Origin of the sequence: Pseudomonas sp. R3-57 (assembly GCF_051132065.1) — a bacterium.
In the GTDB taxonomy this organism is placed as follows: Bacteria; Pseudomonadota; Gammaproteobacteria; order Pseudomonadales; family Pseudomonadaceae; genus Aquipseudomonas.
This window is the reverse complement of sequence record NZ_CP071655.1, coordinates 735,708-758,754: the sequence shown is the minus strand read 5'-3', so window position 1 is coordinate 758,754 and position 23,047 is coordinate 735,708. Positions and strand designations below refer to the sequence as shown.

Genomic DNA, 23,047 nt, shown 5'->3' with positions numbered 1-23,047 from the left:
AGCGGGCTTGCCCGCGATGAGGCCGGGACATGCAACGCATCATTCAGATCAGGTCCGCGATTCCTGCGGCGCCTCCACCCTTGGCACCTCCTCCACCGCCTGACGCTTGGGCAACACCACCTGCTGTGGATAAGTCTGGGCGAAATGCACATTCGCGGTGTTATCCACAAGCTTCTTCAAACGCTGGTTGAACGCCCGGCTCACCGCATATTGTCCGCCCGACACCGTGCGGAATTGCGCGGTCAGCACCACACCGTTGAGGTCCATCCTGTCGACCCCGAACACATCCAGTGGCCCCTGCAGGTTGTACTTGAGGAACGGATCTTCACGGATCGAATCGCCGGTCTCGCGGATCAGTTCGATGGCCCTGTCCACATCGGTGTCATAGGTGAACTGCACCGAGAAAAATGCGAAGGCGAACTGCCGCGACTGGTTGGTGACCGCTTTGATCTGGCCGAACGGCACCGAGTGCACGAAGCCCTTGCCGTCGCGCAGGCGCAGGGTGCGGATGGTCAGCCCTTCGACCGTACCGGCATGCCCGGAATCGAGCACCACCCAATCGCCGATCGACAGGGTGTCTTCGATGATGATGAACAACCCGGTGATCACGTCCTGAACGAGTTGCTGCGAACCGAAACCGATCGCCAGACCGACCACCCCGGCACCCGCCAGCAATGGCGCAACGTTGATCCCAAGATTGGCCATGGTGGTAATCGCGCAGATTACCACCAGGATGATTTTGATCGCGTTGCGCAGCAGCGGCAGGATGGTTTTCACCCGCGTGCTCGGCTGGCGCGCCGCGCGTTTGCTCAGCGGCGGTTTCAGCGCTTCCTGAATCGCCGTGTCCAGCACCACCCACAGCAGCCACGTCACCAGAAAGATCAGACCGATGCTGCTCAACGCCTCGCTGATCGCCCGGCCCACCGCGCTGCTCTGGGCAAAATCAAGCAGCGACACGCCCCAGATCCGCCCGAGAATATCGAGAAAGGCAATCGCGATGACGATCCGCAACAACGCATGCAACAGGCTGAGAAAACGTTCCTTGTAGGCGCTGCTGCGCTGGATCGCTTCGGCCTTGCGCGACTTGAACAGGTGCTGCAGCACGGTGCTGAGAAACACCGTGCCGATCAGCAACACCGTGGTGAGCAAGGCGCAGCGCAGGGCTTTCTGATTGTCCTCGCCGATGCCGATCAGGCTCACCGCCGAGACCAGCACCATCAGCACGATCGGCCAATACCACAGCCCGGAAAAAATCCGCAGCGACTCTTGCAGCGACGGCTGTTTCAGGCGCTGGCTCAGCGAGCGGTTACGGATCAGATGCGCCACCGGACGACGCAGGCGGATCACCAGCAAGCCGAAGATGATCGAGGCGATCAGGCCAGTGAACACGGCGATGCTGCTGGTGATGTTGCCGCCCAGTTGCCGGGCGATCTGCGGACTGGTCAAGGCATCGCTGAGCGCGGCGAGAAAGCCGATCAGGAACAGCGGTCGCGGGCAATATTGGCGGATGATTCGCGCGGCGGTGCGTTTGTGCCCGACATTGAACACCACGACCACGCACAGCAGCATCGAGGTGGAAAAGATGCCGCTACTGGTCGCGTACGCCAGACACAGCGCCAGCGCGCGGCCAACCGAGGCTTGCAAAAAGTGGCTGACGTACAGGGTCAGCGGCAGGCAGATCAACGCTGGCACGGTGTACGGCAGCAGATAACCGAGCAAATCCTGACCGCGCTGGCGCGTACGCAGCCAGCGGCCTTCGCGCAGGCGTTTGGTCAACAGGCTGCCGAGGACGGTCAGCACGGCAAAGCTGCCCAGCCACACGCCGGACAAGGTGAGAAAATCGCCGGCAACGCTCCAGCCTGAGCGGTTGGAGGGTTGCTTGACCAGTTTGTCGACCTCATCGGCGGCGCGGTCGGCGCGCAGGCGCCAAGCGTCGACCAGATCTTCGTTGAGGTCGAGTTTTTCCTGCACGTCATCGATGCTGGTACTGATCGCACCGAGCAGCCCGCCTTGCACCAGCGGCTCGGGCTCGGCGGCTTTTTCGCTGGTTTCGGCGCTGGCAGGAACCCCCGGCAACGCGGCAGCCTCGACTTCACTGGCGCCGAGAAACAGCAGCGCTCCCAGCACAATGGCGATCCTGAACCTGGTCAACACGCGGAGCTCCTGTGGGTGAACCTGTAAGGAACTGATCGGTAATTGCGCGGCAAGTTCAAGAGCGTCCCTCATCGGAACGCCGCCCGCCCAGCCCTCTCCCCCAGGAGAGGGAGCCGACCGCGTTGCATGACCAAACTCACCAACTGCAAGTCTTGAGTCGAACTCAAGTCCTGAAGACCATGAAGATCTGCTCCCTTTCCCCCGCGCCCCCTTGGGGGAGAGGGTTGGGGTGAGGGGGTAAGCTTTTGATCTTCGCTTCTGAACAATCCCCCACGCCGACCGCCCGTAACACCGCCGAAACTTTCCCGCCCCCGCCGCAGTCATCACAAAACACCGGCAACACGAGGACTTTCTACGGGAGGATGGGATGGCGGCGATTCACATCGGTATTTCAGGCTGGCGTTACACCCCGTGGCGCGGGGACTTCTACCCGAAGGGGCTGGCGCAGAAGCGCGAATTGCAATTCGCCTCGCGCGCCGTCAACAGCATCGAAATCAATGGATCGTTCTACGCCCTGCAACGGCCGGAACGCTACGCCCAGTGGTACGCCGAAACCCCGGACAACTTCGTCTTCAGCGTCAAGGCACCGCGCTTCATTACCCATGTGCGGCGCTTGCGCGAGATCGAAAAACCGCTGGCGAATTTCTTCGCTTCAGGCGTGCTGGAACTCAAGGAAAAGCTCGGGCCGATCCTCTGGCAGTTCCCGCCCAACTTCAAGTTCGAGCCCGAGCGCTTCGAAAACTTCCTCGCTCAGTTGCCACGCGACACCGAAGCCGCCGCCGCGCTCGCCCGTCAGCATGATGAGCACCTGCGTGGCTCGGTCAGCGTCAAAGCCTGGCGTAAAAAGCCCCTGCGCCATGCGGTGGAAATCCGCAACGACAGCTTCATCGATCCCGAATTCGTACGCCTGCTCAAGCGCCATAACACCGCGCTGGTGATCGCCGACACCGCGAATAAATGGCCGTACCGCGAAGACGTCACCAGCGATTTTGTCTACCTGCGTTTGCACGGTGCCGAAGAGCTCTACGCTAGCGGCTATAGCGCCCAAGCCCTTGAACGCTGGGCCGAGCGCATCGATGCCTGGCACCACGGCGGACAGCCGCAAGATGCGCAGCTGATCGCCCCGCGCCTGAAACCGCGACCGCGCAAATCCCGCGAAGTGTTCTGCTATTTCGATAACGACATCAAAGTCCGTGCGCCCTATGACGCGCGCAACCTGTTGCAGCGTTTCGATCTCGACAAGGACCTCGCCACCGCGCCTGGCGAACCCGCTGGCGAAGGAGTGTTGGCATGAGCATTCCAGAACCGGTCGGCTTTACCGACGAAGGCTCGGTGGTCGCACCTGCGGTACGCACCTTCACCGTGCTGACGGTCAACACACACAAGGGATTCACTGCGCTCAACCGGCGCTTCATCCTGCCGGAGTTGCGCGAAGCAGTGCGCAGCGTCGCCGCCGATGTGGTGTTTTTGCAGGAGGTCCACGGCACCCACGAACATCACCACAAGCGCTTCGACAATTGGCCAACGATGCCGCAGTACGAATTTCTCGCCGACAGTCTCTGGCCGCAGTTTGCCTACGGGCGCAATGCGGTGTACCCGGATGGCGACCACGGCAATGCGCTGCTGTCGAAATTCCAGATCATCCGTCACGAAAATCTCGACGTGTCGATCAGCGGCCACGAAAACCGCGGCCTGCTGCATTGCGTGCTGCGCTTGCCCGGCGACGGCGCCGAGGTGCATGCGATCTGCGTGCATCTGGGCTTGCGTGAGAGTCATCGCAACGCGCAACTGGATCTGCTGATGCAACGCCTGGCCGAGTTGCCGCAGGACGCGCCGGTGATCGTTGCCGGCGATTTCAATGACTGGCGCCAGCGTGCCGATGCGCAGCTCAAGCCGTGCGGCTTGCGCGAAGTGTTCGCCGAGCATCAGGGCAAACCGGCACGCAGCTTTCCGGCGCGCCTGCCGGCCCTGCGCCTGGACCGCATCTACGTGCGCAACCTCAAGGCCAGTCAGCCGAAAGTTTTGGCGAACCGGCCCTGGTCACACCTTTCCGATCATGTCCCGTTGTCGGTGGAGATCCAACTATGAGCAGCTCGCCACTGGAGAAATCCGCCGTGGAGCCGATGACCATCACCCCGCCGGTGCGCGAGCCCGGCCACGTTGACGTGCAGTACCGCTGGCACGGCGGCAACCGCATCGAACTGCTGGAGAACGGCGAGGAATATTTCCCGCGGGTGTTCGCGGCAATGCGTGCGGCGAAAAGTGAAATTCTCCTCGAGACGTTTATCGTTTTCGAAGACAAGGTCGGCGCCGAGCTGCAAGAAATTCTCATCGACGCCGCCCGGCGTGGCGTGCGCACCACGGTCAGCCTTGACGGCTTTGGCTGTGGCGAGCTGAGCACCAGCTACCTCACGGCACTCAGCGACGCCGGCGTGCATTTGCAGATCTTCGACCCCGCCCCCAAGCACTTGGGCATTCGCACCAACTGGTTCCGCCGTCTGCACCGAAAGATCGTGGTGGTCGACGGCACGATCGCGTTCATCGGCGGGATCAATTTCTCCGGCGATCACCTGGCCGATTTCGGCCCCGAAGCCAAGCAGGATTACTCGGTGGAAATCCAGGGCCCGGCGGTGGCTGATATTCACCACTTCGCCTTGCTGCAGAGCGGTCGTCCGGGACGGGCGAAATTCTGGTGGCAACGCCGGCGCCAACGGCGTGCCGAAATGGCTTTCAACGACCACGACGGTCAGGTGCGTCTGGTGTTTCGCGATAACGATCAGCACCACACCGACATCGAAGATGTGTATTTGCAGGCGCTGCGCCACGCCAAGCACCGTGTGGTGATTGCTAACGCCTACTTTTTCCCCGGCTATCGCTTGCTGCGCGAGATCCGTAATGCCGCACGCCGGGGCGTCGAGGTACGCCTGATTCTGCAAGGTCAGCCGGACATGCTGGTGGCCAAGATCGCCGCGCGCATGACCTACGATTATCTGCTCAAGGCCGGCGTGCAGATTCACGAATATTGCCAGCGTCCGCTGCACGGCAAAGTCGCACTGATGGACGAAGAATGGAGCACCGTCGGTTCGAGCAATCTCGATCCACTGAGCCTGTCACTGAACCTTGAAGCCAATGTGCTGATCCGCGATCGCGCATTCAATCAACATCTGTACGAGCGCCTCGAAGACCTCAGCCGCAACCACTGCAAAGCCATGGACCCGGCGAAGTTGCCGCGCGGGCGCATCTGGCACATGACCGTGGGGTTTCTGGTGTTCCACTTCCTGAGGCACTTCCCGGCAATGGCCGGATGGCTGCCGGCACATAAACCAAGGCTCAAGCCATTTCGAGGGAACCTGACATGAGCCATACCGAAACGCATTCGGCCGAGCAGTCGGCGCCGGCGCAACATTCGAAATGGAGCCGCTGGAAGCGTCCGCTGACGCTGCTGTTCTTTCTCGCCCTGATCGTCTTGCTGACCATGTTCGCCATGCGCATCGAATGGGCCGAGGTCCTGCAGACTCTTGCCGACTTCAAAGTGCGCACGCTGATCATCGCTGCCAGCCTGACGCTGCTGAGTTTCCTCGTCTACGCCAGTTTCGACCTGATCGGCCGCACTTACATTCGTCAGGATCTGACCTGGAAACAGATCCTGCCGGTGGGAATCATCAGCTACGCATTCAACCTCAATCTCAGCGCTTGGGTCGGCGGGATCGCCATGCGCTATCGCCTGTATTCACGACTGGGAGTGAGCAAAAGCAACATTGCCAAGATCCTCGGCCTGAGCCTGGCCACCAACTGGTTCGGCTACATGACCATCGCTGGCGTGGTTTTCACCAGCGGCCTGGTGAGCATGCCGCCGGGCTGGAAAATCAGCAGCACCGCGTTGCAGGGCATCGGCGTTTTGCTGTTGCTGGTGAGCGCTGGCTATCTGGCCGCGTGCCGCTTTTCCAAACGCCGTGAATGGTCGATTCGCAACGTCGAAATCAACCTGCCGTCGCTGCGCATGGCGGTCTTGCAACTGCTGCTCGGCGCGTTGAACTGGTCGCTGATGGCGGCAGTGATTTTCACCTTGCTGCCAAGCAAACTCGATTATCCGTTGGTGCTGGGCGTGTTGCTGATCAGTGCGATTGCCGGGGTCATCACGCATATCCCGGCCGGGCTTGGCGTGCTCGAGGCGGTGTTCGTCGCGCTGCTGCAACATGAGGTATCGCGCGGCAGTCTGGTGGCGGGATTGCTGGCGTATCGGGCGATTTACTTTCTGTTGCCGCTGCTGATCACGCTGGTGATGTATCTGGTTGTGGAAGCGAAGGCGAAGGCGTTGCGGATCGAGAAGAAACCTTCCTGAAAGTTATGTTGGATGGGATACCGCTATCGCGAGCAGGCGAAGGCCTACAATTTGGAATGCGTTCCCTTGTAGGCCTTCGCCTGCTCGCGATGGCGTCCTGCAAAACGACGCAGATCATCTGGATTGAATGATACTCAACCGCTCCCCGACCACCATCTCGGTTATCCAGTCCACCAGAATCGAGGTATACGCCTGCTGCGACACCGGATCGCTCAGCGCATGATCGGCACCATCAATGATCCGGTGCGTCAATGAATGGGTCTGCTGGCACGCCGCGCGATAACTCATGATCGTCGCGTGTGGGACGAAGTCATCGGTTTCGGATTCCACCAGCAACACGTCCCCGGTAAATTGCGAACAGGCATGCAGGGCGCGGTTGCTGTCCGCGCGCACCAGCGTGCCGCGATAGTCACGCAGATCTGCCTTGTCCAGATCGCGCTTGGGCGTGTGCCATTGCTCATCGCGGTACAGCGCCGGCACCCGCAACGCCAGCCAGCGCACCGGGCGCAATGACGTGAGGATCGAAGCCAGATAGCCGCCGTAACTGGTGCCGACTACGGCAATGGCCGAGGTATCGAGTGCCGGATGCGCCAGCAGGCGGTCATAGGCTGCGAGCAAATCGCGCAGATTGTCCTCGCGGGTCACGCGGCTCAGCGGGATACCGGTACCGCCGGTATGCCCGCGCAAATCGAAGGTGAGGCACACGCAACCCAGACCGGCGATACCCTTGGCGCGTTCAAGATCACGCTCCTGACTGCCGCCCCAACCGTGCACGAACAGCACGCCCGGCACCTTCGATTTCGGGCTGAGGAAAGTCCCGCTCATCTGTTCATCGTCGATGTCGATTTGAATGCTTTCGCTTCTAGCCGTCATAAGATTTGACCGTTACATATTTGAGAAGAAATTCGCTGCTCTCGGCGGGGCCGCGATAGACCTCGATGGCGTCCGCCGGCAGAGCCTGATCGATGTAGGTTTCCACCGAAGACACACAAATCGCGCGCATCCCCGGATCGTTGACGAAACTCTGCAACGCCGCGACCTCGGCGCTGCTCGCCCCGCCCATGCGCCAGGATTGCTCAAGCACGCCGCTACGCGGATTGCCGCTGCTGTCGAGGCCTTGGGCAATGTCATAATTGCGTCGGGAGGCGAAGAAGCGCGGGTAGGCTTCATCAGCGGCGCTGTCGAACACTTGGGCCTGTTCGATGGCCAGACGTACGTCGTCGGGCAGATCCAGCGCCAGCAGAGCTTCGTAACCACCCTGCACCACCAGCAGATTGGAACCGCCGTAGACCTCCTCGCCCTGGCCATCCTCGGTCAGGTATTGATCGCCGCAGTAACTCAGCACTTTGCCGCCGATGAATGACTGCCCGACGCTGTGGGTCACTACTTTGCTCAGGTCCTGCTCGAGCACTACGCCCTCGCTGAACAGCTTTTCGGCATCGGGCCGGGCGAGGATGTCATCGAAGGCGTCGAGGCTTTTGATGACTTCCTGGCCGCGACCGGCGCACGCATGAATCGGCTTGATGCGGATCGGCCCGGCATACAGCAGATGTTCGGCGGCTGGCCGTGCATCTTCCAGGGCGAAAACGCTGAGCCCATCGAGCACGACATTGCGCACCCGTTCGGAAAACAGCGGCGACCAGCCCGGCGGCGCGTGGGCCAGGTGGCTGCGCAAACCGTGGCTGATGGCTTTGGTGCAGATGAACTCATGTTCGACAAAGCCGCCCCACAGATCGTCCGGGCCGCTGATGCCGAGTTCCTCGGCGTGGGCGGCGCCGACGATGGTTTGCGTGGGTAATAGATACAGGTCGCGGCCGCGGTGCTTTTGCGCATCGAAACTGCCGCCGAATTTGCACCCGAGAATCTGCGCCAGCCAGCGCGCCAGGGCTTTGTTGGTTTGTACTTCATGTTGCGGCGCGTCGGGACGCACCGAGTGAGCGACAACGATTTTCTTGCGCGGTGTCGGGGTCATGCGTTCCCCTTTTGCTGGTTCAATGGTTTCCAGTTGAGAGGTGCAGAGATCAGGCCAACGGCATCGCGTAGAAAAGCTTCTTGGAATCAATCAGTTAAGAAAAAGATGCTGGCACCACGCCTGTTTCAAACTGCACGACGGCGCAGAAAATTCTGGCAAATTGCACGATCTCGAATATCGCACCACCCCCTGTAGGAGTGAGCCTGCTCGCGATAGCGGTCTATCAGTCGCAACCGTATGGAATGACCCACCGCTATCGCGAGCAGGCTCACTCCTACAATGGATGGTCGTTGGTTTGACTAACGGGACAGACCAAACCGCCCCCGGTAATCACTCGGCGTCAGCCCGGTAATCTTCTTGAAAATCGCGCGAAACGCGCCGGGATCCTGATAGCCCACCGTCCACGCAATGTGATCGATCGTGCCATTGCTGAACTCCAACATCTCCCGCGCTTTGCCCACCCGCAAATGCTGGCAATACTCAGTCGGCTTCAACCCGGTCGCGGCACGAAACCGGCGCAGAAACGTGCGTTCCTCCAACACCGCACGTTCGGCCATCGCGGCTAACGAAACATCCGTCGCGCCGGTGCTTTGCAGCCAGTGTTGGACCTTGAGAATCGCCGCGTCGCCATGGCTGAGTATCGGCGCGAAATTGCTGCCGCAGGCGCTGGCACTGTCGCTGTGTTCCATCACCAGAAAATGTGCGGTGCGGGTGGCGATGCTCGGCCCGAGCAAGCGGTTGACCAGGCGCAGGCCCAGTTCCGACCACGCCATCAATCCAGCGGTGGTGATCAAGTCACCATCGTCGACAATCGGCGTGTCGGCCTTGAGCTGGATCTTCGGGTAGCGTTCGCTGAAGCCCTGCGCCGCGGTCCAGTGCACCGTGGCGCTGCGGCCATCGAGCAAGCCGCTTTCGGCGAGCATCAGCGAACCCACACAAACCCCGCCCAGCGTCGCCCCGCTTGCGTGCTGATCACGTAGCCATTGCATCAGCCGAGTCGGCGTTTGCGCCGCCGAAAAGCCACTGATCGACGGCGGAATCAGCACGGCCTGCAAACTGGATTCATCGCCTGCAAGACTGGCGTAGATCCGCGTCGGCGGCAGATTGCCTTCGACCTGCCAGTGGCTGACCCGCAGCCTTGGCAATTGCGCCGCCTGCTGCTCGGCAGCAATCCGGTTGGCCACTGCAAACAGGTCCGTCAGCCCATGCACGGCCGCCATCTGCGCGCCGGGATAAATCAGCACACCGAGTTCAGCGATGGCGGCGTTTTCTGCGCCCATTGTCAGTTTTCCCCTGTCTATTGTCGGTGCGGCCAATCCTCGAATCGCTCATCAGCGCCAATACTTAAGTCACTTCCAGCCAACACATCGAGGACACACTCATGGCCAAGCAAGCGCTCATCGTAGTCGATATCCAGAATGACTACTTCCCTCAAGGCAAGTGGCCGCTGGCCGGTGCCGACGCCGCTGCCGACAATGCCGCCCGACTGATCGGAGCCTTCCGCGAGGCGGGCGATTCGGTGGTGCACATTCGCCACGAATTCACTTCGCCAGACGCACCGTTTTTCACTCCCGACTCGGACGGCGCCAAGCTGCATCCGAAAGTGCTCAACCGTGCCGACGAACCGGTGGTGCTCAAGCACTTCGTCAACTCGTTCCGCGAAACCGAGCTGAAAGCGCTCCTCGACGAAAAAGGCATCACTGACCTGATCGTGGTCGGCAGCATGAGCCACATGTGCGTCGATGGCATCACCCGCGCAGCGGCAGACATGGGCTACAGCGTCACGGTCATTCATGACGCCTGCGCCAGCCGTGATCTGCAGTTCAACGGCCTGACCGTGCCAGCCGCGCATGTGCATGCCGCGTTCATGTCGGCGCTGGGTTTCGCTTACGCCAGCGTGGTCTCGACTGACAAATTCCTGCACAGCAACGCCTAGCAACAACTGCAATGTCCACTGGCCCGCCGCGTCGCGGGCCTTTTTGCAGCTGTCATGAAAATCTCACGCGTGAGTCATTGATGGCACTTTGGATTGGTTGTAGTGTGGCCCACGCGTGAGACATTCATAACCGGATTTCAGCCATGACAAGCCGCACGAAGGCGCACGCCGCAGCAAGCTCGAAAGGCGAGCGCGCCAAAACCTCCGCAAAGAAACCATCGAGCTTTTACATGAAGCAGATGCGCGCGGGTCTGGCGGCTGCCGGTTATGTGAAACACGAGACTTGGGTGCTTCCGGAAAACCGAAGCTTGCTCAAGCAAATGGAGCAACAGCTACGCCAACCGATTCTGGCTGGCTCATTCATGTCGGAGAATTACATGAGCGCAGGCAACAACTGGACCATCGATAGCCTCTTCAACGCCCTCAAGGCCCTGGACGAGGTGGCTTCGCAAGAAATCACGCTGTCGCTGATCCAGAGCTCCGAGCCGAGCATCAAGCTGGAAATGAACGAATTCGGCGGTCTGCCGATTCACATCGCCCTGGCTGGCCAGCAGATCATCGTCGACACCGTGTTGGTGGATGTCGATTCGATCAGCAATGTCCAAGCCTTCAACGACGCCGTGCTGCGCAGCCGGGAAATGTTCCCGCTGTCGTCGATCGGCATCGAGTCGATGCCCAACGGGCAGACCGTTTACAACATGTTTGGCGCGCTCAGCGCCGACTCGAGCCTGACCAATATTGTCACCGAGGTGAAAACCCTGGTCGACAACGTGCAGCGCGCCAGCGAAGCCTTCGAACACTTCTTCAAGTAATCAACAGGGAATATCCAATGACTCAGTCCATCTGGAGCAAGTTGTTCACCGCACTGCGCGGCGGCGCCAATGAAGTCGGCGAAGCCATCGCCGACCAGCAGGCCCTGCGCATCCTCGATCAGGAAATCCGCGACGCCGACACCGCGCTGTCCAATGCCCGTCGCGAACTGGTCACCATCATGGCCAAGCACAAACTGGCCGCCGACCGCGTCAGCGAGTACGACGCCAAGATCAAGGACCTCGAAGCCAAGGCTGTCTCGGCGCTGAACGCCGGTCGCGAAGACCTGGCGCTGGAAGTCGCCGAAGCGATCTCGACCCTGACCAACGACCTGAATGCCGAGAAAAAACTCAGCGATGAATTCGGCGCCTACGCCGACAACATGCGCAAGGACATCAGCAAGGCCGAGTCTCGGATCAAGAGCCTGCGCCAGCAAGTGGACATGGCCAAGGCCCGCGACAGCGTACAGAAAGCGCAGGTCAGCGCGTCCATCGCCAGCGGTGGCGCCAACGGCAAACTGGAAACCGCCGTCGGCACCCTGAACCGTCTGCAAGCCAAGCAGCAGCAACGCGCCGCTGAACTGAGCGCTGCCGACGAACTGGCCGACGCTTCGACCGGCAACGACCTGGAACGCAAACTGCGCGACGCCGGCATCACGCCGAACGAAGGCAGCGCCAATGCGATTCTTGAGCGTCTGAAGCAAAAATCCGCCCAGTAACACCTGCGTAAAACCCTTGCAGGAGTGAGCCTGCTCGCGATGAGGCCGGTACATTCAACATCAATGTTGTCTGAACCGCCGCCATCGCGAGCAGGCTCACTCCTACATGTTTTTCGGCGTGAAAATGCCTCTGCTCGTTCACCGCTGCGCCCGGTACACTAGCGCCACTTTTTCGCCAACGAACACGTCCACCCGCTTCAAGGAACGTACCCATGGGATGGTTTAAAGATTTGCTGGGCACCAGCACTTGGCAGGCGCCTGCGCCGACTGCACACGTGGCCGGCGGCCCGCTCGGGATGGCGCAGGGCAAAGGCGTGCGCTTCGATACGACCCTGGCCTTGCTGCTCGAGGGCTCGACTTCGGTGCGGGTGCCCTTCGATCAGGCAGTCTGGAGCGCAGGCTGGGTCGACCTCGGCCAGTCCAACAAACTGCACCGCTATTACATGAACGACGAAGATTTCTGGGTGCAGATTCACGTCACCGGTGAAGACCAGATCGAATCCGTCACGCTGTTCAATTACCTCAGTTACGTGACCGTCAACAGTGACGCCGAACTGCAGCGTCTGGCCGGCCCGAACAGCCAGATCGGTTTGCCGAACTACACCCACGAAGGCATCGCCTATATCCGCGAATGGGGCACCGAACAGGGCCAGACCGAGCTGGTACCGATGACCGAACACGTGGTCAATCCGGACGAGAGCTACACCATCAACCACCATTCAATGCTTTACGCGCGCGAAACCGGCCTGACCGATCGCCGCGAATTGCTGCTGTTCTCCGTCGAACAGGACGAAGAAGGCACCGTCAGCCTGAGCACTTCGCTGGGCATCTCGCTGTACACGACTGATTTGAGCGCCATCTAAAAAGGAAGTTTTTCATGCTAGAAGTGTTGGCCGTTTCCCTGAACAAGACCGCGCTGGTCGGTTTCGTCGTCTATCTGATTGGCGCCGTACTGCTGTTCATGCTGTTTCAATTCGTCTATACGCGCATCACTGCGCACAAGGAATTCGAGCTGATCCGCGCCGGCAATATCGCCGCCGCTATCGCACTGTCCGGCGCGATCATCGGTTTCGCGATTCCCGCCAGTAACGTGATTGCTTATTCGGTCAACGTGCTCGACTTCATACTCTGGGCAGTCATTGCCGCCGTCGTGCAATTGCTGGCGTTCGTCGCGACAGGGCTAGTGCTCAAAGGCACCTCTCAGCGCATCGCCAATGGCGAAGTAGCTGCCGGCATTTATGTGGCTGCGGTGGCGATCAGCGTCGGCATGCTCAATGCCGCCTGCATGACCCCGTCCAACTGATCGGCAGGAAGCCTTCGATGAAACGCAGCAAATACGTCCAGTTGTCCCTCGCCGCCTCGGTGGCCATGGCCATTTCCGGCCAGGTGAGCGCCGCCGATCAACCGCGCAATTTTCAAAGCGTCGAGCAATGCGTCGATGCCGAAGTGGCCGCCGATGTCTGTTCCAACGCCTACGTCGCGGCATTGACCGAACACCGACGCATCGCGCCGGCGTACGACAACAAGGCCAAGTGCGATGCGGATTTCGCCGCTGACTGGTGTCAGAAGAATTCCGATGGCCGCTTCGTGCCGAAACTCGGTGGCTTCAAGGTCCCGCAGAACGGTGAAGCCGCACAGAACCTCGATGCCATCGCCAACGCGCAGATGCCTGCCGGTGACAGCACCGCACAGAATGCGCAAGCCACCTCGCACTATTCCGGTGGCGGTGGTGGCGGCGGCAATGGCTGGCTGACCGGCTGGCTGATCGGCAATGCCATGAGCAACAACGCCGACCGTACGGTTTATCGCGATCGCGAAACCCGCCAGACCTACAACACCTCGACGCAGTACCGCCGCGCCGAAACGACCGCGCGCAGCCAAGCGGACTACGAAAGCAGCAAGAGCAAACCGGTCAACGTGGCTTCCTCGACCTCCCGCGGTGGCTTCGGCAGTCAGTCCAGCGCCCGCAGCGGCTGGGGTGGCTGGAGCAGCAGTTCCGGGCGCTCGAGCAGCTGATCATGAAGAAAATTGCCTGCGCCGAGCGGCCCGACTGGAAGCGCACCGCCGAGAGCCTCGGCTTTATGTTCCATACCATCGACGACGAGCCGTACTGGGACGAAAGTGCGTATTACCAGTTCACCCTGGCGCAGATCGAAAACGATCTCGAGGACCCGACCACCGAATTGCACGAGATGTGCATGGACCTGGTCGACCGCGTTGTGCACAGCGAAGAACTGCTGGACCGCCTGAGCATTCCGCCCTCGTACTACGACATGATCCGCACATCCTGGCTGGAAGGTCACCCGCATCTGTACGGGCGTATGGACTTTTCCTACAGCGGTAACGGCCCGGCGAAACTGCTTGAACTCAATTACGACACGCCGACCAGCCTCTACGAAGCCGCCGCGTTTCAGTGGGGCTGGCTGGAACAGTGCATCGAGCGCGGCACGCTGCCGCGCCATGCCGACCAGTTCAACAGCATCGACACCAAACTGCACCAGGCTTTCGCCGAACTGCAACTCAAGCGTCCGTTCTATTTCGCCTCGATGAAAGATTCGGTCGAAGACAAGGGCACCACCGATTACCTGCGGCTGATCGCGGAAAAGGTCGGCATCGAGTCGCGCCACATCGATATCGAAGACATCGGCCTGACGGCCCAGGGTCGCTTTGTCGACCTCGAGGATCGCTGGATCCCGCACCTGTTCAAACTGCATGCCTGGGAATTCATTTTCCACGAACCGTTCGGCGCAGCGATTGCCGAATGCGATACGCAGTTCTTCGAACCGGCGTGGAAAGCGATTCTGTCCAACAAAGGCGTATTGCCCTTGTTATGGGAGATGCACAAGGGCCACCCGAATCTGCTGGCGGCGCACCTCGATCCGAATCCGCAAAATGCAGTGCCGAAAGGCTGGGTGCGCAAGCCGTACTTTTCCCGCGAAGGCGCCAACATCGAGCTGCAAACCGCTGAAGGAATAATCGTCAAAGAGGACGGCCCCTACACCGATGCGCCATTTATCCTGCAGGAGTTTGCGCCGTTGCCGAAGTTTGGCGACAGCTACACGCTGATCGGCTCGTGGGTGATTGGTGATGAGGCGGCGGGGATTGGCGTGCGAGAGGACAATAGCCTGATCACAAAAGACTCCAGTCGCTTCCTGCCCCACCTGATCCTCGGCTAAAACACCAATCCCGTGTAGGAGCGAGCCTGCTCGCGAAGGCGTCAGGTCAGTCAATGCAAAGGGTGACTGACAGACTGCTTTCGCGAGCAGGCTCGCTCCCACAGGGGATCGAAGGCAACCTTGGATTTGCGGCACAAAAAAGGCCCGTCGCGCAATGCGACGGGCCTTTTTCATTTTCAGCGGATGCAGCGGCAAATCAGAACGGAATATCGTCATCGAAGCTGTCGAAATCCGGAGCCGGTTGCGGTGCGGCCTGCTGTGGCGCTGGCGGCGCCGAACGCTGCTGCGGTGCCGACTGCTGCGGGCGTGGAGCCTGCTGACGTGGCGCCTGCTGCTGGTAGTTGTTGCCGCCGCCTTGCTGGTCGCCCTGTTGTGGACGGCCGCCGAGCAGTTGCATGGTGCCTTGCATGTCGACCACGATTTCAGTGGTGTAACGCTTGATACCGTCTTTTTCCCATTCACGGGTCTGCAGCTTGCCTTCGATGTACACCTGCGAACCCTTGCGCAGGTATTCGCCGGCGATTTCGGCAACCTTGCCGAACATCGAAACGCGGTGCCACTCGGTCTTCTCGACCTTCTGACCGGTTTGCTTGTCGGTCCATTGTTCGCTGGTGGCCAGACTCAGGTTGGTCACGGCGTTACCGTTAGGCAGGTAGCGAACTTCGGGATCCTGGCCGCAAGTGCCGACCAATATGACTTTGTTAACCCCACGGGCCATAACGTTCTCCTAGGTTTAGCACGCAGCCCCGGCCGGGTTGTTCACCAGGCGTTCGAGGGTGTCGCGATCCACTAATTCTTTGTCCAGTTTGATGTAAACAGCCGCCTCGTCAGCGACTATCACTGCATCCGTTACCCCTACGAGGGCCTTGAGACGCTCGACCAGACCCGCTTCGCGGATCGCTTCGGGCGACAACGGCAAGCGCAGGCTCGTCACGTAGGGAGGTTCGCGCATGGTAACAGCAAAGGCCAGCCAAAGTGCAGCCAGCCCGGCACATCCAAGGAACACAACCGACAGACCGCCATGCTGAAACAGCCAGCCGCCGAGTATCCCGCCGAGTGCCGAACCGAGGAACTGGCTGGTGGAGTACACGCCCATGGCCGTGCCCTTGCCGCCTGCCGGTGAAACCTTGCTGATCAGCGATGGCAACGAAGCCTCCAGCAGATTGAACGCGGTGAAGAACACCACCGTCCCGATCACCAGAGCGCGCAGGCTGTCGCCGAACTGCCAGAAGAATAGTTCAGTCAGCATCAGTGTCATGACGGCACCGAGCAAAACTCGTTTCATTTTGCGTCGCTTCTCGCCATAGATGATGAAAGGGATCATGGCGAAGAAAGAAATCACCAGCGCGGTGAGGTAGACCCACCAGTGCTGCTCCTTGGGCAGACCGGCTTTTTCCACCAGCGCCAGCGGCAAGGCGACGAAGCTCGACATCAACATGGCATGTAACACAAAGATGCCCAGGTCGAGGCGCAGCAGGTCCGGATGCTTGAGCGTCGGCAGCAATGCCTGCCGCGCCACCCCGGATTCACGATGCTGCAGCGGCCCGGTGGAACGCGGCACCATGAACATGATGATCAGAATGCCGACCAGCGCCATGCCGCCAGTGGCAAGGAACAGACCGGACAGTCCGAACGCACGGGTCAGCAACGGCCCGACCACCATGGCCACGGCGAACGACAGGCCGATGGTCATGCCGATCATCGCCATGGCTTTGGTGCGGTGTTGTTCGCGGGTCAGGTCGGACAGCAGCGCCATCACCGCTGCGGAAATCGCCCCGGCGCCTTGCAGGATCCGCCCGGCGATCACGCCCCAGATCGAATCGGCCTGCGAGGCCAGGACACTGCCGAGGGCGAAGACGATCAGCCCCAGATAAATCACCGGACGGCGGCCGATGCGGTCGGAAATGATCCCGAACGGAATCTGGAAAATCGCCTGGGTCAGGCCGTAAGCGCCGATCGCCAGGCCGATCAGGGCCGGGGTCGCGCCCGCCAGATCCATGCCATAGGTCGCCAGTACCGGCAACACCATGAACATGCCCAGCATACGGAAGGCGAACACCAGGGCCAGACCGCTCGCCGCGCGGGTCTCGCTGCCACTCATGCGTTCGCTGTGGGGATCGTGCATGGAAAAACCTCGTGTGAACCGGCGGCGATTCTACCAGTCCCATCGGAAGACGGGGTATATCGCGACGCTATGACGCGTATAGATGAAACTCTCTTCATGAACGGTGAAACGCCCTTCGTTTGATAGTGTGCATCCATCCAGTATTTGGCCGTATACTCCTACGTTTTCGACGCCCGCCGAGCGAGGCCACTTTGGACAAGATCCTGATACGTGGGGCCCGTACCCACAACCTGAAGAACATCGACCTGACCCTGCCACGGGACAAACTGATTGTCATCACCGGCCTGTCCGGATCCGGCAAGTCGTCCCTGGCGTTCGACACGCTGTATGCCGAAGGTCAGCGCCGCTATGTCGAATCGCTGTCGGCTTACGCCCGCCAGTTCCTGTCGATGATGGAAAAACCCGACGTCGACACCATCGAAGGCCTGTCGCCAGCAATCTCCATCGAACAGAAGTCGACCTCGCACAACCCGCGTTCCACGGTCGGCACCATCACCGAAATCTACGACTACCTGCGCCTGCTCTACGCCCGCGTCGGTACGCCGCGCTGCCCCGATCACGACATTCCGCTGGAAGCACAGACCGTCAGCCAGATGGTCGACCTGGTGCTGGCCCAGCCGGAAGGCAGCAAGCTGATGCTGCTGGCGCCGGTGATCCGCGAGCGTAAAGGGGAGCACCTGTCGGTCTTCGAAGAGCTGCGCGCGCAGGGCTTTGTCCGCGCCCGGGTCAATGGCCGCATCTGCGAGCTCGACGAACTGCCGAAACTGGATAAACAGAAGAAGCACTCGATCGATGTGATCGTCGACCGCTTCAAGGTCCGCGCCGATCTGCAACAGCGCCTGGCCGAGTCGTTCGAAACCGCGCTGAAACTGGCCGACGGCATTGCCCTGGTGGCACCGATGGACGACGAGCCCGGCGAAGAAATGATCTTCTCCGCGCGCTTCGCCTGCCCGATCTGCGGCCATGCAATCAGCGAGCTGGAACCCAAGCTGTTCTCCTTCAACAACCCGGCCGGCGCCTGCCCGACCTGCGATGGCCTGGGGGTTAAGCAATTCTTCGACATCAAGCGCCTGGTAAACGGTGAGCTGACCCTGGCCGAAGGTGCGATCCGCGGCTGGGACCGGCGCAACGTCTATTACTTCCAGATGCTCGGTTCGCTGGCTTCGCATTACAAGTTCAGTCTCGACAAGCCCTTCAACGAACTGAGCGCCGAACAGCAGAAAAACATCCTGCACGGCAGTGGCTCGCAGAATGTCGACTTCAAATACCTCAACGACCGCGGCGACATCGTCAAGCGTTCGCACCCGTTCGAAGGCATCGTGCCGAATCTCGAACGCCGCTACCGCGAGACGGAGTCGGCAAGCGTAAGGGAAGAGCTGGCCAAGTTCCTCAGCCACCAGGCTTGCCCGGACTGCCGCGGCACCCGCCTGCGTCGTGAAGCGCGGCACGTGTGGGTAGGCGAGAAAACCCTGCCGGCCGTGACCAACCTGCCAATCGGCGATGCCTGCGAATATTTCGCCGACCTGAAGATGACCGGCCGCCGTGGCGAGATCGCCGACAAGATCCTCAAGGAAATCCGCGAGCGTCTGCAGTTTCTGGTCAACGTCGGGCTCGATTACCTGTCGCTGGATCGCAGTGCCGACACCCTGTCCGGCGGCGAGGCGCAGCGGATTCGTCTGGCCAGTCAGATCGGTGCCGGTCTCGTGGGCGTCTTGTACATCCTCGATGAACCGTCCATTGGCCTGCATCAACGCGATAACGACCGTTTGCTCGGTACCCTCAAACACCTGCGTGATATCGGCAACACGGTGATTGTGGTCGAGCACGACGAAGACGCGATTCGTCTGGCTGACTATGTCGTGGATATCGGCCCGGGCGCCGGTGTACACGGCGGGCAAATCGTTGCCGAAGGTACGCCGGACGAAGTCATGGCCCACCCGGACTCGCTGACCGGCAAATACCTGTCGGGCCGGGTGAAGATCGAAGTGCCGGCCAAGCGCACACCGCGCAACAAGAAGCTCAACCTGTCGCTCAGAGGCGCGCGCGGCAACAACCTGCGCAATGTCGATCTGGACATTCCGATCGGCCTGCTGACGTGCGTGACCGGCGTGTCCGGCTCGGGCAAGTCGACGCTGATCAACAACACGCTGTTCCCGCTGAGCGCCACCGCGCTCAACGGTGCGACCACGCTGGAAGCGGCCGCACACGACAGCATCAAAGGCCTCGAGCATCTGGATAAGGTCGTTGACATCGACCAGAGCCCGATCGGCCGTACACCGCGTTCCAACCCGGCGACCTACACCGGTTTGTTCACGCCCATTCGCGAACTGTTCGCCGGCGTGCCGGAGTCGCGTTCACGCGGCTACGGACCGGGGCGTTTCTCGTTCAACGTCAAGGGCGGTCGTTGCGAAGCCTGCCAGGGCGATGGCCTGATCAAGGTGGAGATGCACTTCCTCCCGGACATCTATGTGCCGTGCGACGTGTGCAAGAGCAAGCGCTATAACCGCGAAACCCTTGAGATCAAATACAAGGGCAAGAGCATTCACGAAACCCTCGAGATGACTATCGAGGAAGCCCGCGAATTCTTCGACGCGGTGCCGGCGCTGGCGCGCAAGCTGCAAACGCTGATGGATGTGGGCCTGTCTTACATCAAGCTCGGGCAGTCGGCGACCACGCTATCGGGCGGTGAAGCGCAGCGGGTCAAGTTGTCTCGCGAGCTGTCCAAGCGTGATACCGGCAAAACCCTGTATATCCTCGACGAGCCGACCACCGGTCTGCACTTCGCGGATATCCAGCAATTGCTCGACGTGCTGCACCGCCTGCGCGATCACGGCAACACGGTGGTGGTGATCGAGCACAACCTCGATGTGATCAAGACTGCCGACTGGCTGGTCGACCTCGGGCCGGAAGGCGGTTCCAAGGGTGGGCAGATCATTGCCACCGGTACGCCGGAGGAAGTGGCAGAGATGAAGCAATCTCACACTGGCCATTACCTCAAGCCGTTGTTGATCCGCGACCGGGCGTAAACGCCAGGCATGAAAAAGCCCCTGTCACTGTTGAAGCGACAGGGGCTTTTTTACATCGGTAGCAATCAGGACGCGTGGGATTGCAGGTAGTTCTCGAGACCGATGAGCTTGATCAGCCCCAACTGCTTTTCCAGCCAGTAGGTGTGATCTTCTTCGGTGTCGTTGAGCTGAACCCGCAGGATCTCGCGAGTGACGTAATCCTTGTGTTGCTCGCACAGCTCGATGCCTTTGCACAGGGCAGCGCGAACTTTGTATTCAAGGCGCAGATCCGCTTCGAGCATGGTCGGCACCGTGGTGCCCACATCCAGATCATCCGGACGCATGCGCGGCGTGCCTTCGAGCATCAGAATCCGCCGCATCAACGCGTCGGCGTGGCCGGCTTCTTCTTCCATCTCGTGGTTGATTCGCTCGTAGAGCTTGGTGAACCCCCAGTCCTCATACATCCGCGAATGAACAAAATATTGGTCACGCGCGGCCAGTTCGCCGGTCAGCAACGTGTTGAGGTAATCGATAACGTCTGGGTGGCCTTGCATCGCCCTACATCTCCCTGCTTGAAAGTCTGTAGTTTGAACCAACCTGACCGGAAGGTCACCCGCCGAGCGCAATAAAAGTGAAGAATATCCGAGAAAAGCAGGCTAAATAACGCAAAAACCGCCCAAATGAGGGCGGTTCTGCTTCTCGTTTAGACTTCGTTAAGCTGTACGTTGAGCAGCTTTGCGATTGCTTCTCCATACGCCGGATCGGCTTTGTAGAAATGCTGCAGTTGGCGGTCTACGACATCAGGCGAAACCCCGGCCATCGCACCGGCAATGTTGCTGACCAACAGCGCCTTCTGCTCTTCGCTCATCAAACGGTACAACGCACCGGCGTGGCTGTAGTAATCGGTGTCTTCGCGGTGATCGTAGCGATCGGCCGCACCGCTCAAGGCCAGCGCAGGCTCGGCATAGTGCGGAGCTTGCTTTGGCGATTCGATGTAGCTGTTCGGCTCGTAGTTAGGCGCTGCGCCACCGTTGCTGCCAAACGCCATCGAGCCGTCACGCTGATAGGTGTTGACGGGGCTGCGCGGGGCATTCACCGGCAGTTGCTGGTGATTGGTGCCGACGCGGTAGCGGTGTGCGTCGGCGTAAGCGAAGACACGACCTTGCAGCATGCGATCTGGCGACAGACCAACACCAGGGACCATGTTGCTCGGGCCAAACGCGGCCTGCTCGACTTCTGCGAAGTAGTTGAGCGGGTTGCGGTTCAGCTCCAGCTCACCGACTTCAATCAACGGGAATTCCTTCTGCGACCAGGTTTTGGTCACGTCGAACGGGTTCTCGTAATGCGCCGCCGCTTGCGCTTCAGTCATGATCTGGATGCACACGCGCCATTTAGGGAAATCACCTCGCTCGATCGCTTCGAACAGGTCGCGCTGAGCGTAGTCAGGATCAGTACCGGCCAGACGCGCAGCATCGGCTGGCGCAAGGTTCTTGATGCCTTGCAGCGTCTTGTAATGCCACTTCACCCAGTGACGCTCGCCTTTGGCGCTGATCAGGCTGTAGGTGTGGCTGCCAAAGCCGTGCATGTGGCGGTAGCCGTCAGGAATGCCGCGATCCGAGAACAGAATCGTCACCTGGTGCAGCGCCTCGGGCGAATGCGACCAGAAATCCCACATCATCTGCGCGCTTTTCAGATTGCTTTGCGGCAGACGCTTTTGCGTGTGGATAAAGTCAGGGAATTTCAGCGGATCACGAATGAAGAACACCGGCGTATTGTTGCCGACGATATCCCAGTTGCCTTCCTCAGTGTAGAACTTCAACGCGAAACCGCGTGGGTCGCGCTCGGTGTCGGCTGAGCCGCGTTCGCCACCCACAGTGGAGAAGCGCAGGAACGTCGGGGTTTGCTTGCCGATCGCTTCGAACAATTTGGCGCTGGTGTATTCGGTGATATCGCGGGTGACGGTAAAAGTGCCGTAAGCCCCCGAGCCTTTCGCATGTACGCGGCGCTCAGGGATGTTTTCGCGATTGAAGTGGGCGAGCTTCTCGATCAGATGAAAGTCGTCGAGCAGCAACGGACCGCGCGGGCCGGCGGAGCGAGAATTCTGGTTATCGGCGACAGGTGCGCCACTGGCGGTTGTAAGCGTTTTGGTCTGGCTCATGCGGTCTTCTTCCTCTGTCAGTCTTGAACTGCCGGCTAATGGCTTGGTGGGAAGTATTGATCATCGAAGCGACAGCCACAAATTCATTAACTTGCAGAAGTCGATAGATAATTACTAATCATGTTCCCACCACATAGTGGCATTACGACTGTGTCAGATACTTGTACGAACCGCGCATTTCCTGGAGGCACAAAAAACCGGGCACTAGGCCCGGTTCTTTGTTTCAGACTGACGTCTTACTCGGCGGATACAGCTTCGCCAGCAGTAGCACGATCAACCAACTCGACGTACGCCATAGGCGCGTTGTCGCCAGCGCGGAAACCGCACTTGAGGATGCGCAGGTAGCCACCCTCACGGGTAGCGTAACGCTTGCCCAGGTCGTTGAAGAGCTTACCAACGATAGCTTTCGAACGGGTACGGTCGAAAGCCAGACGGCGGTTAGCCAGGCTGTCTGTCTTGGCCAGAGTGATCAGCGGCTCGGCAACCCGGCGCAGTTCTTTGGCTTTTGGCAGAGTAGTTTTGATCAGCTCGTGCTCGAACAGCGACACCGCCATGTTTTGGAACATGGCCTTGCGGTGCGAGCTGGTGCGGCTCAGGTGACGACCACTTTTACGATGACGCATGGTTCATTCCTTACCAAACACTACGTTC

The 23,047-nt window shown here is 60.2% G+C and carries 21 protein-coding genes; 12 read left to right on the top strand and 9 right to left on the bottom strand.

The features are described 5' to 3' along the window. Positions 1 to 48: 48 nt before the first annotated feature. Positions 49 to 2,151, bottom strand: coding sequence for a mechanosensitive ion channel family protein (locus tag J3P93_RS03525; protein ID WP_434598280.1), 2,103 nt, complete (start codon positions 2,149 to 2,151; stop codon positions 49 to 51). Between the two features lie 370 nt (positions 2,152 to 2,521). Here J3P93_RS03525 and J3P93_RS03520 point away from each other — a divergent pair, with 370 nt between their 5' ends. Genes J3P93_RS03520 through J3P93_RS03505 form a run of 4 tightly spaced genes read left to right on the top strand, consistent with a single transcriptional unit; the run spans position 2,522 to position 6,496 of the window. Beyond that, positions 2,522 to 3,448, top strand: a complete 927-nt coding sequence (locus J3P93_RS03520) for a DUF72 domain-containing protein (RefSeq protein ID WP_434595104.1) — start codon at positions 2,522 to 2,524, stop codon at positions 3,446 to 3,448. Next, positions 3,445 to 4,242 (top strand): endonuclease/exonuclease/phosphatase family protein, encoded by a 798-nt coding sequence (locus J3P93_RS03515; RefSeq protein ID WP_434595102.1) that lies wholly within the window; start codon positions 3,445 to 3,447, stop codon positions 4,240 to 4,242. The genes J3P93_RS03520 and J3P93_RS03515 overlap by 4 nt, the downstream gene beginning before the upstream one ends. After that, the gene (gene clsB / locus J3P93_RS03510) at positions 4,239 to 5,513 is read left to right on the top strand and encodes a cardiolipin synthase ClsB (RefSeq protein WP_093097878.1); all 1,275 of its coding nucleotides are present in this window, start codon (positions 4,239 to 4,241) and stop codon (positions 5,511 to 5,513) included. Before J3P93_RS03515 ends, clsB begins: the two co-directional genes overlap by 4 nt. Then, positions 5,510 to 6,496 carry a lysylphosphatidylglycerol synthase domain-containing protein gene (locus tag J3P93_RS03505; protein WP_090286742.1) on the top strand — a complete coding sequence of 329 codons (987 nt, stop codon included), beginning with the start codon at positions 5,510 to 5,512 and terminating at the stop codon, positions 6,494 to 6,496. Before clsB ends, J3P93_RS03505 begins: the two co-directional genes overlap by 4 nt. 114 nt (positions 6,497 to 6,610) lie before the next feature. Here J3P93_RS03505 and J3P93_RS03500 read toward each other — a convergent pair whose 3' ends face one another. The 3 genes from J3P93_RS03500 to J3P93_RS03490 form a co-directional block, all read right to left on the bottom strand. After that, complete coding sequence (locus tag J3P93_RS03500) at positions 6,611 to 7,369, bottom strand: alpha/beta hydrolase family protein (protein WP_093097875.1); 759 nt, start codon at positions 7,367 to 7,369, stop codon at positions 6,611 to 6,613. Further along, positions 7,359 to 8,468 carry a DUF3182 family protein gene (locus J3P93_RS03495; protein ID WP_434595101.1) on the bottom strand — a complete coding sequence of 370 codons (1,110 nt, stop codon included), beginning with the start codon at positions 8,466 to 8,468 and terminating at the stop codon, positions 7,359 to 7,361. Before J3P93_RS03495 ends, J3P93_RS03500 begins: the two co-directional genes overlap by 11 nt. A 299-nt stretch (positions 8,469 to 8,767) precedes the next feature. Then, entirely contained in the window at positions 8,768 to 9,748 is a 981-nt protein-coding gene (locus J3P93_RS03490; RefSeq protein WP_434595099.1) for a GlxA family transcriptional regulator, read from the bottom strand. A gap of 101 nt (positions 9,749 to 9,849) precedes the next feature. On the opposite strand from J3P93_RS03490, the gene J3P93_RS03485 reads away from it, so the two are divergent. From J3P93_RS03485 to J3P93_RS03455, 7 genes are all read left to right on the top strand, one after another. Then, positions 9,850 to 10,404 (top strand): cysteine hydrolase family protein, encoded by a 555-nt coding sequence (locus J3P93_RS03485; RefSeq protein ID WP_434595097.1) that lies wholly within the window; start codon positions 9,850 to 9,852, stop codon positions 10,402 to 10,404. Between the two features lie 230 nt (positions 10,405 to 10,634). After that, positions 10,635 to 11,216, top strand: a complete 582-nt coding sequence (locus J3P93_RS03480; protein ID WP_203419683.1) for a YjfI family protein — start codon at positions 10,635 to 10,637, stop codon at positions 11,214 to 11,216. Between the two features lie 17 nt (positions 11,217 to 11,233). After that, positions 11,234 to 11,932 (top strand): PspA/IM30 family protein, encoded by a 699-nt coding sequence (locus J3P93_RS03475; RefSeq protein ID WP_090286755.1) that lies wholly within the window; start codon positions 11,234 to 11,236, stop codon positions 11,930 to 11,932. A 212-nt stretch (positions 11,933 to 12,144) separates the two neighbouring features. After that, on the top strand, positions 12,145 to 12,795 hold the full coding sequence (locus J3P93_RS03470; RefSeq protein ID WP_434595095.1) for a DUF2491 family protein: 651 nt from the start codon (positions 12,145 to 12,147) through the stop codon (positions 12,793 to 12,795). A 14-nt stretch (positions 12,796 to 12,809) separates the two neighbouring features. Further along, entirely contained in the window at positions 12,810 to 13,235 is a 426-nt protein-coding gene (locus J3P93_RS03465; protein WP_434595093.1) for a DUF350 domain-containing protein, read from the top strand. A 17-nt stretch (positions 13,236 to 13,252) separates the two neighbouring features. Further along, the gene (locus J3P93_RS03460) at positions 13,253 to 13,948 is read left to right on the top strand and encodes a DUF1190 domain-containing protein (protein WP_434595090.1); all 696 of its coding nucleotides are present in this window, start codon (positions 13,253 to 13,255) and stop codon (positions 13,946 to 13,948) included. A 2-nt stretch (positions 13,949 to 13,950) separates the two neighbouring features. Beyond that, on the top strand, positions 13,951 to 15,108 hold the full coding sequence (locus tag J3P93_RS03455; protein ID WP_434595088.1) for a glutathionylspermidine synthase family protein: 1,158 nt from the start codon (positions 13,951 to 13,953) through the stop codon (positions 15,106 to 15,108). Positions 15,109 to 15,304: 196 nt separating this feature from the next. Here the strand turns inward: J3P93_RS03455 and J3P93_RS03450 are convergent, their stop codons facing one another. Continuing rightward, positions 15,305 to 15,826 (bottom strand): single-stranded DNA-binding protein, encoded by a 522-nt coding sequence (locus J3P93_RS03450; protein ID WP_042610650.1) that lies wholly within the window; start codon positions 15,824 to 15,826, stop codon positions 15,305 to 15,307. 15 nt (positions 15,827 to 15,841) lie between these two features. Then, complete coding sequence (locus J3P93_RS03445; RefSeq protein WP_090286764.1) at positions 15,842 to 17,233, bottom strand: MFS transporter; 1,392 nt, start codon at positions 17,231 to 17,233, stop codon at positions 15,842 to 15,844. A 191-nt stretch (positions 17,234 to 17,424) separates the two neighbouring features. On the opposite strand from J3P93_RS03445, the gene uvrA reads away from it, so the two are divergent. Next, positions 17,425 to 20,259, top strand: a complete 2,835-nt coding sequence (gene uvrA / locus J3P93_RS03440; RefSeq protein WP_203419689.1) for an excinuclease ABC subunit UvrA — start codon at positions 17,425 to 17,427, stop codon at positions 20,257 to 20,259. A gap of 65 nt (positions 20,260 to 20,324) precedes the next feature. On the opposite strand, the gene bfr is transcribed toward uvrA, so the two are convergent. From bfr to rplQ, 3 genes are all read right to left on the bottom strand, one after another. Then, positions 20,325 to 20,792 carry a bacterioferritin gene (gene bfr, locus J3P93_RS03435; RefSeq protein ID WP_203419690.1) on the bottom strand — a complete coding sequence of 156 codons (468 nt, stop codon included), beginning with the start codon at positions 20,790 to 20,792 and terminating at the stop codon, positions 20,325 to 20,327. Between the two features lie 149 nt (positions 20,793 to 20,941). Beyond that, positions 20,942 to 22,396: a catalase gene (locus J3P93_RS03430; protein ID WP_434595085.1), complete on the bottom strand. Its 1,455-nt coding sequence runs from the start codon at positions 22,394 to 22,396 to the stop codon at positions 20,942 to 20,944. Positions 22,397 to 22,632: 236 nt separating this feature from the next. Continuing rightward, a complete protein-coding gene (rplQ, locus tag J3P93_RS03425; RefSeq protein ID WP_003176402.1) occupies positions 22,633 to 23,019 on the bottom strand; it encodes a 50S ribosomal protein L17 in 387 nt (128 codons plus the stop codon). Positions 23,020 to 23,047 lie beyond the last annotated feature (28 nt).

Coding starts and splice junctions, on each gene's coding strand:
- J3P93_RS03430 (WP_434595085.1), bottom strand. CDS start 22,396: ATGAGCCAGACCAAAACGCTTACAACCGCCAGTGGCGCACCTGTCGCC.
- J3P93_RS03445 (WP_090286764.1), bottom strand. CDS start 17,233: ATGCACGATCCCCACAGCGAACGCATGAGTGGCAGCGAGACCCGCGCG.
- J3P93_RS03515 (WP_434595102.1), top strand. CDS start 3,445: ATGAGCATTCCAGAACCGGTCGGCTTTACCGACGAAGGCTCGGTGGTC.
- J3P93_RS03470 (WP_434595095.1), top strand. CDS start 12,145: ATGGGATGGTTTAAAGATTTGCTGGGCACCAGCACTTGGCAGGCGCCT.
- J3P93_RS03480 (WP_203419683.1), top strand. CDS start 10,635: ATGAAGCAGATGCGCGCGGGTCTGGCGGCTGCCGGTTATGTGAAACAC.
- J3P93_RS03475 (WP_090286755.1), top strand. CDS start 11,234: ATGACTCAGTCCATCTGGAGCAAGTTGTTCACCGCACTGCGCGGCGGC.
- J3P93_RS03505 (WP_090286742.1), top strand. CDS start 5,510: ATGAGCCATACCGAAACGCATTCGGCCGAGCAGTCGGCGCCGGCGCAA.
- J3P93_RS03460 (WP_434595090.1), top strand. CDS start 13,253: ATGAAACGCAGCAAATACGTCCAGTTGTCCCTCGCCGCCTCGGTGGCC.
- J3P93_RS03450 (WP_042610650.1), bottom strand. CDS start 15,826: ATGGCCCGTGGGGTTAACAAAGTCATATTGGTCGGCACTTGCGGCCAG.
- J3P93_RS03455 (WP_434595088.1), top strand. CDS start 13,951: ATGAAGAAAATTGCCTGCGCCGAGCGGCCCGACTGGAAGCGCACCGCC.
- J3P93_RS03465 (WP_434595093.1), top strand. CDS start 12,810: ATGCTAGAAGTGTTGGCCGTTTCCCTGAACAAGACCGCGCTGGTCGGT.
- J3P93_RS03500 (WP_093097875.1), bottom strand. CDS start 7,369: ATGACGGCTAGAAGCGAAAGCATTCAAATCGACATCGACGATGAACAG.
- clsB (WP_093097878.1), top strand. CDS start 4,239: ATGAGCAGCTCGCCACTGGAGAAATCCGCCGTGGAGCCGATGACCATC.
- J3P93_RS03520 (WP_434595104.1), top strand. CDS start 2,522: ATGGCGGCGATTCACATCGGTATTTCAGGCTGGCGTTACACCCCGTGG.
- J3P93_RS03485 (WP_434595097.1), top strand. CDS start 9,850: ATGGCCAAGCAAGCGCTCATCGTAGTCGATATCCAGAATGACTACTTC.
- J3P93_RS03495 (WP_434595101.1), bottom strand. CDS start 8,468: ATGACCCCGACACCGCGCAAGAAAATCGTTGTCGCTCACTCGGTGCGT.
- bfr (WP_203419690.1), bottom strand. CDS start 20,792: ATGCAAGGCCACCCAGACGTTATCGATTACCTCAACACGTTGCTGACC.
- J3P93_RS03490 (WP_434595099.1), bottom strand. CDS start 9,748: ATGGGCGCAGAAAACGCCGCCATCGCTGAACTCGGTGTGCTGATTTAT.
- rplQ (WP_003176402.1), bottom strand. CDS start 23,019: ATGCGTCATCGTAAAAGTGGTCGTCACCTGAGCCGCACCAGCTCGCAC.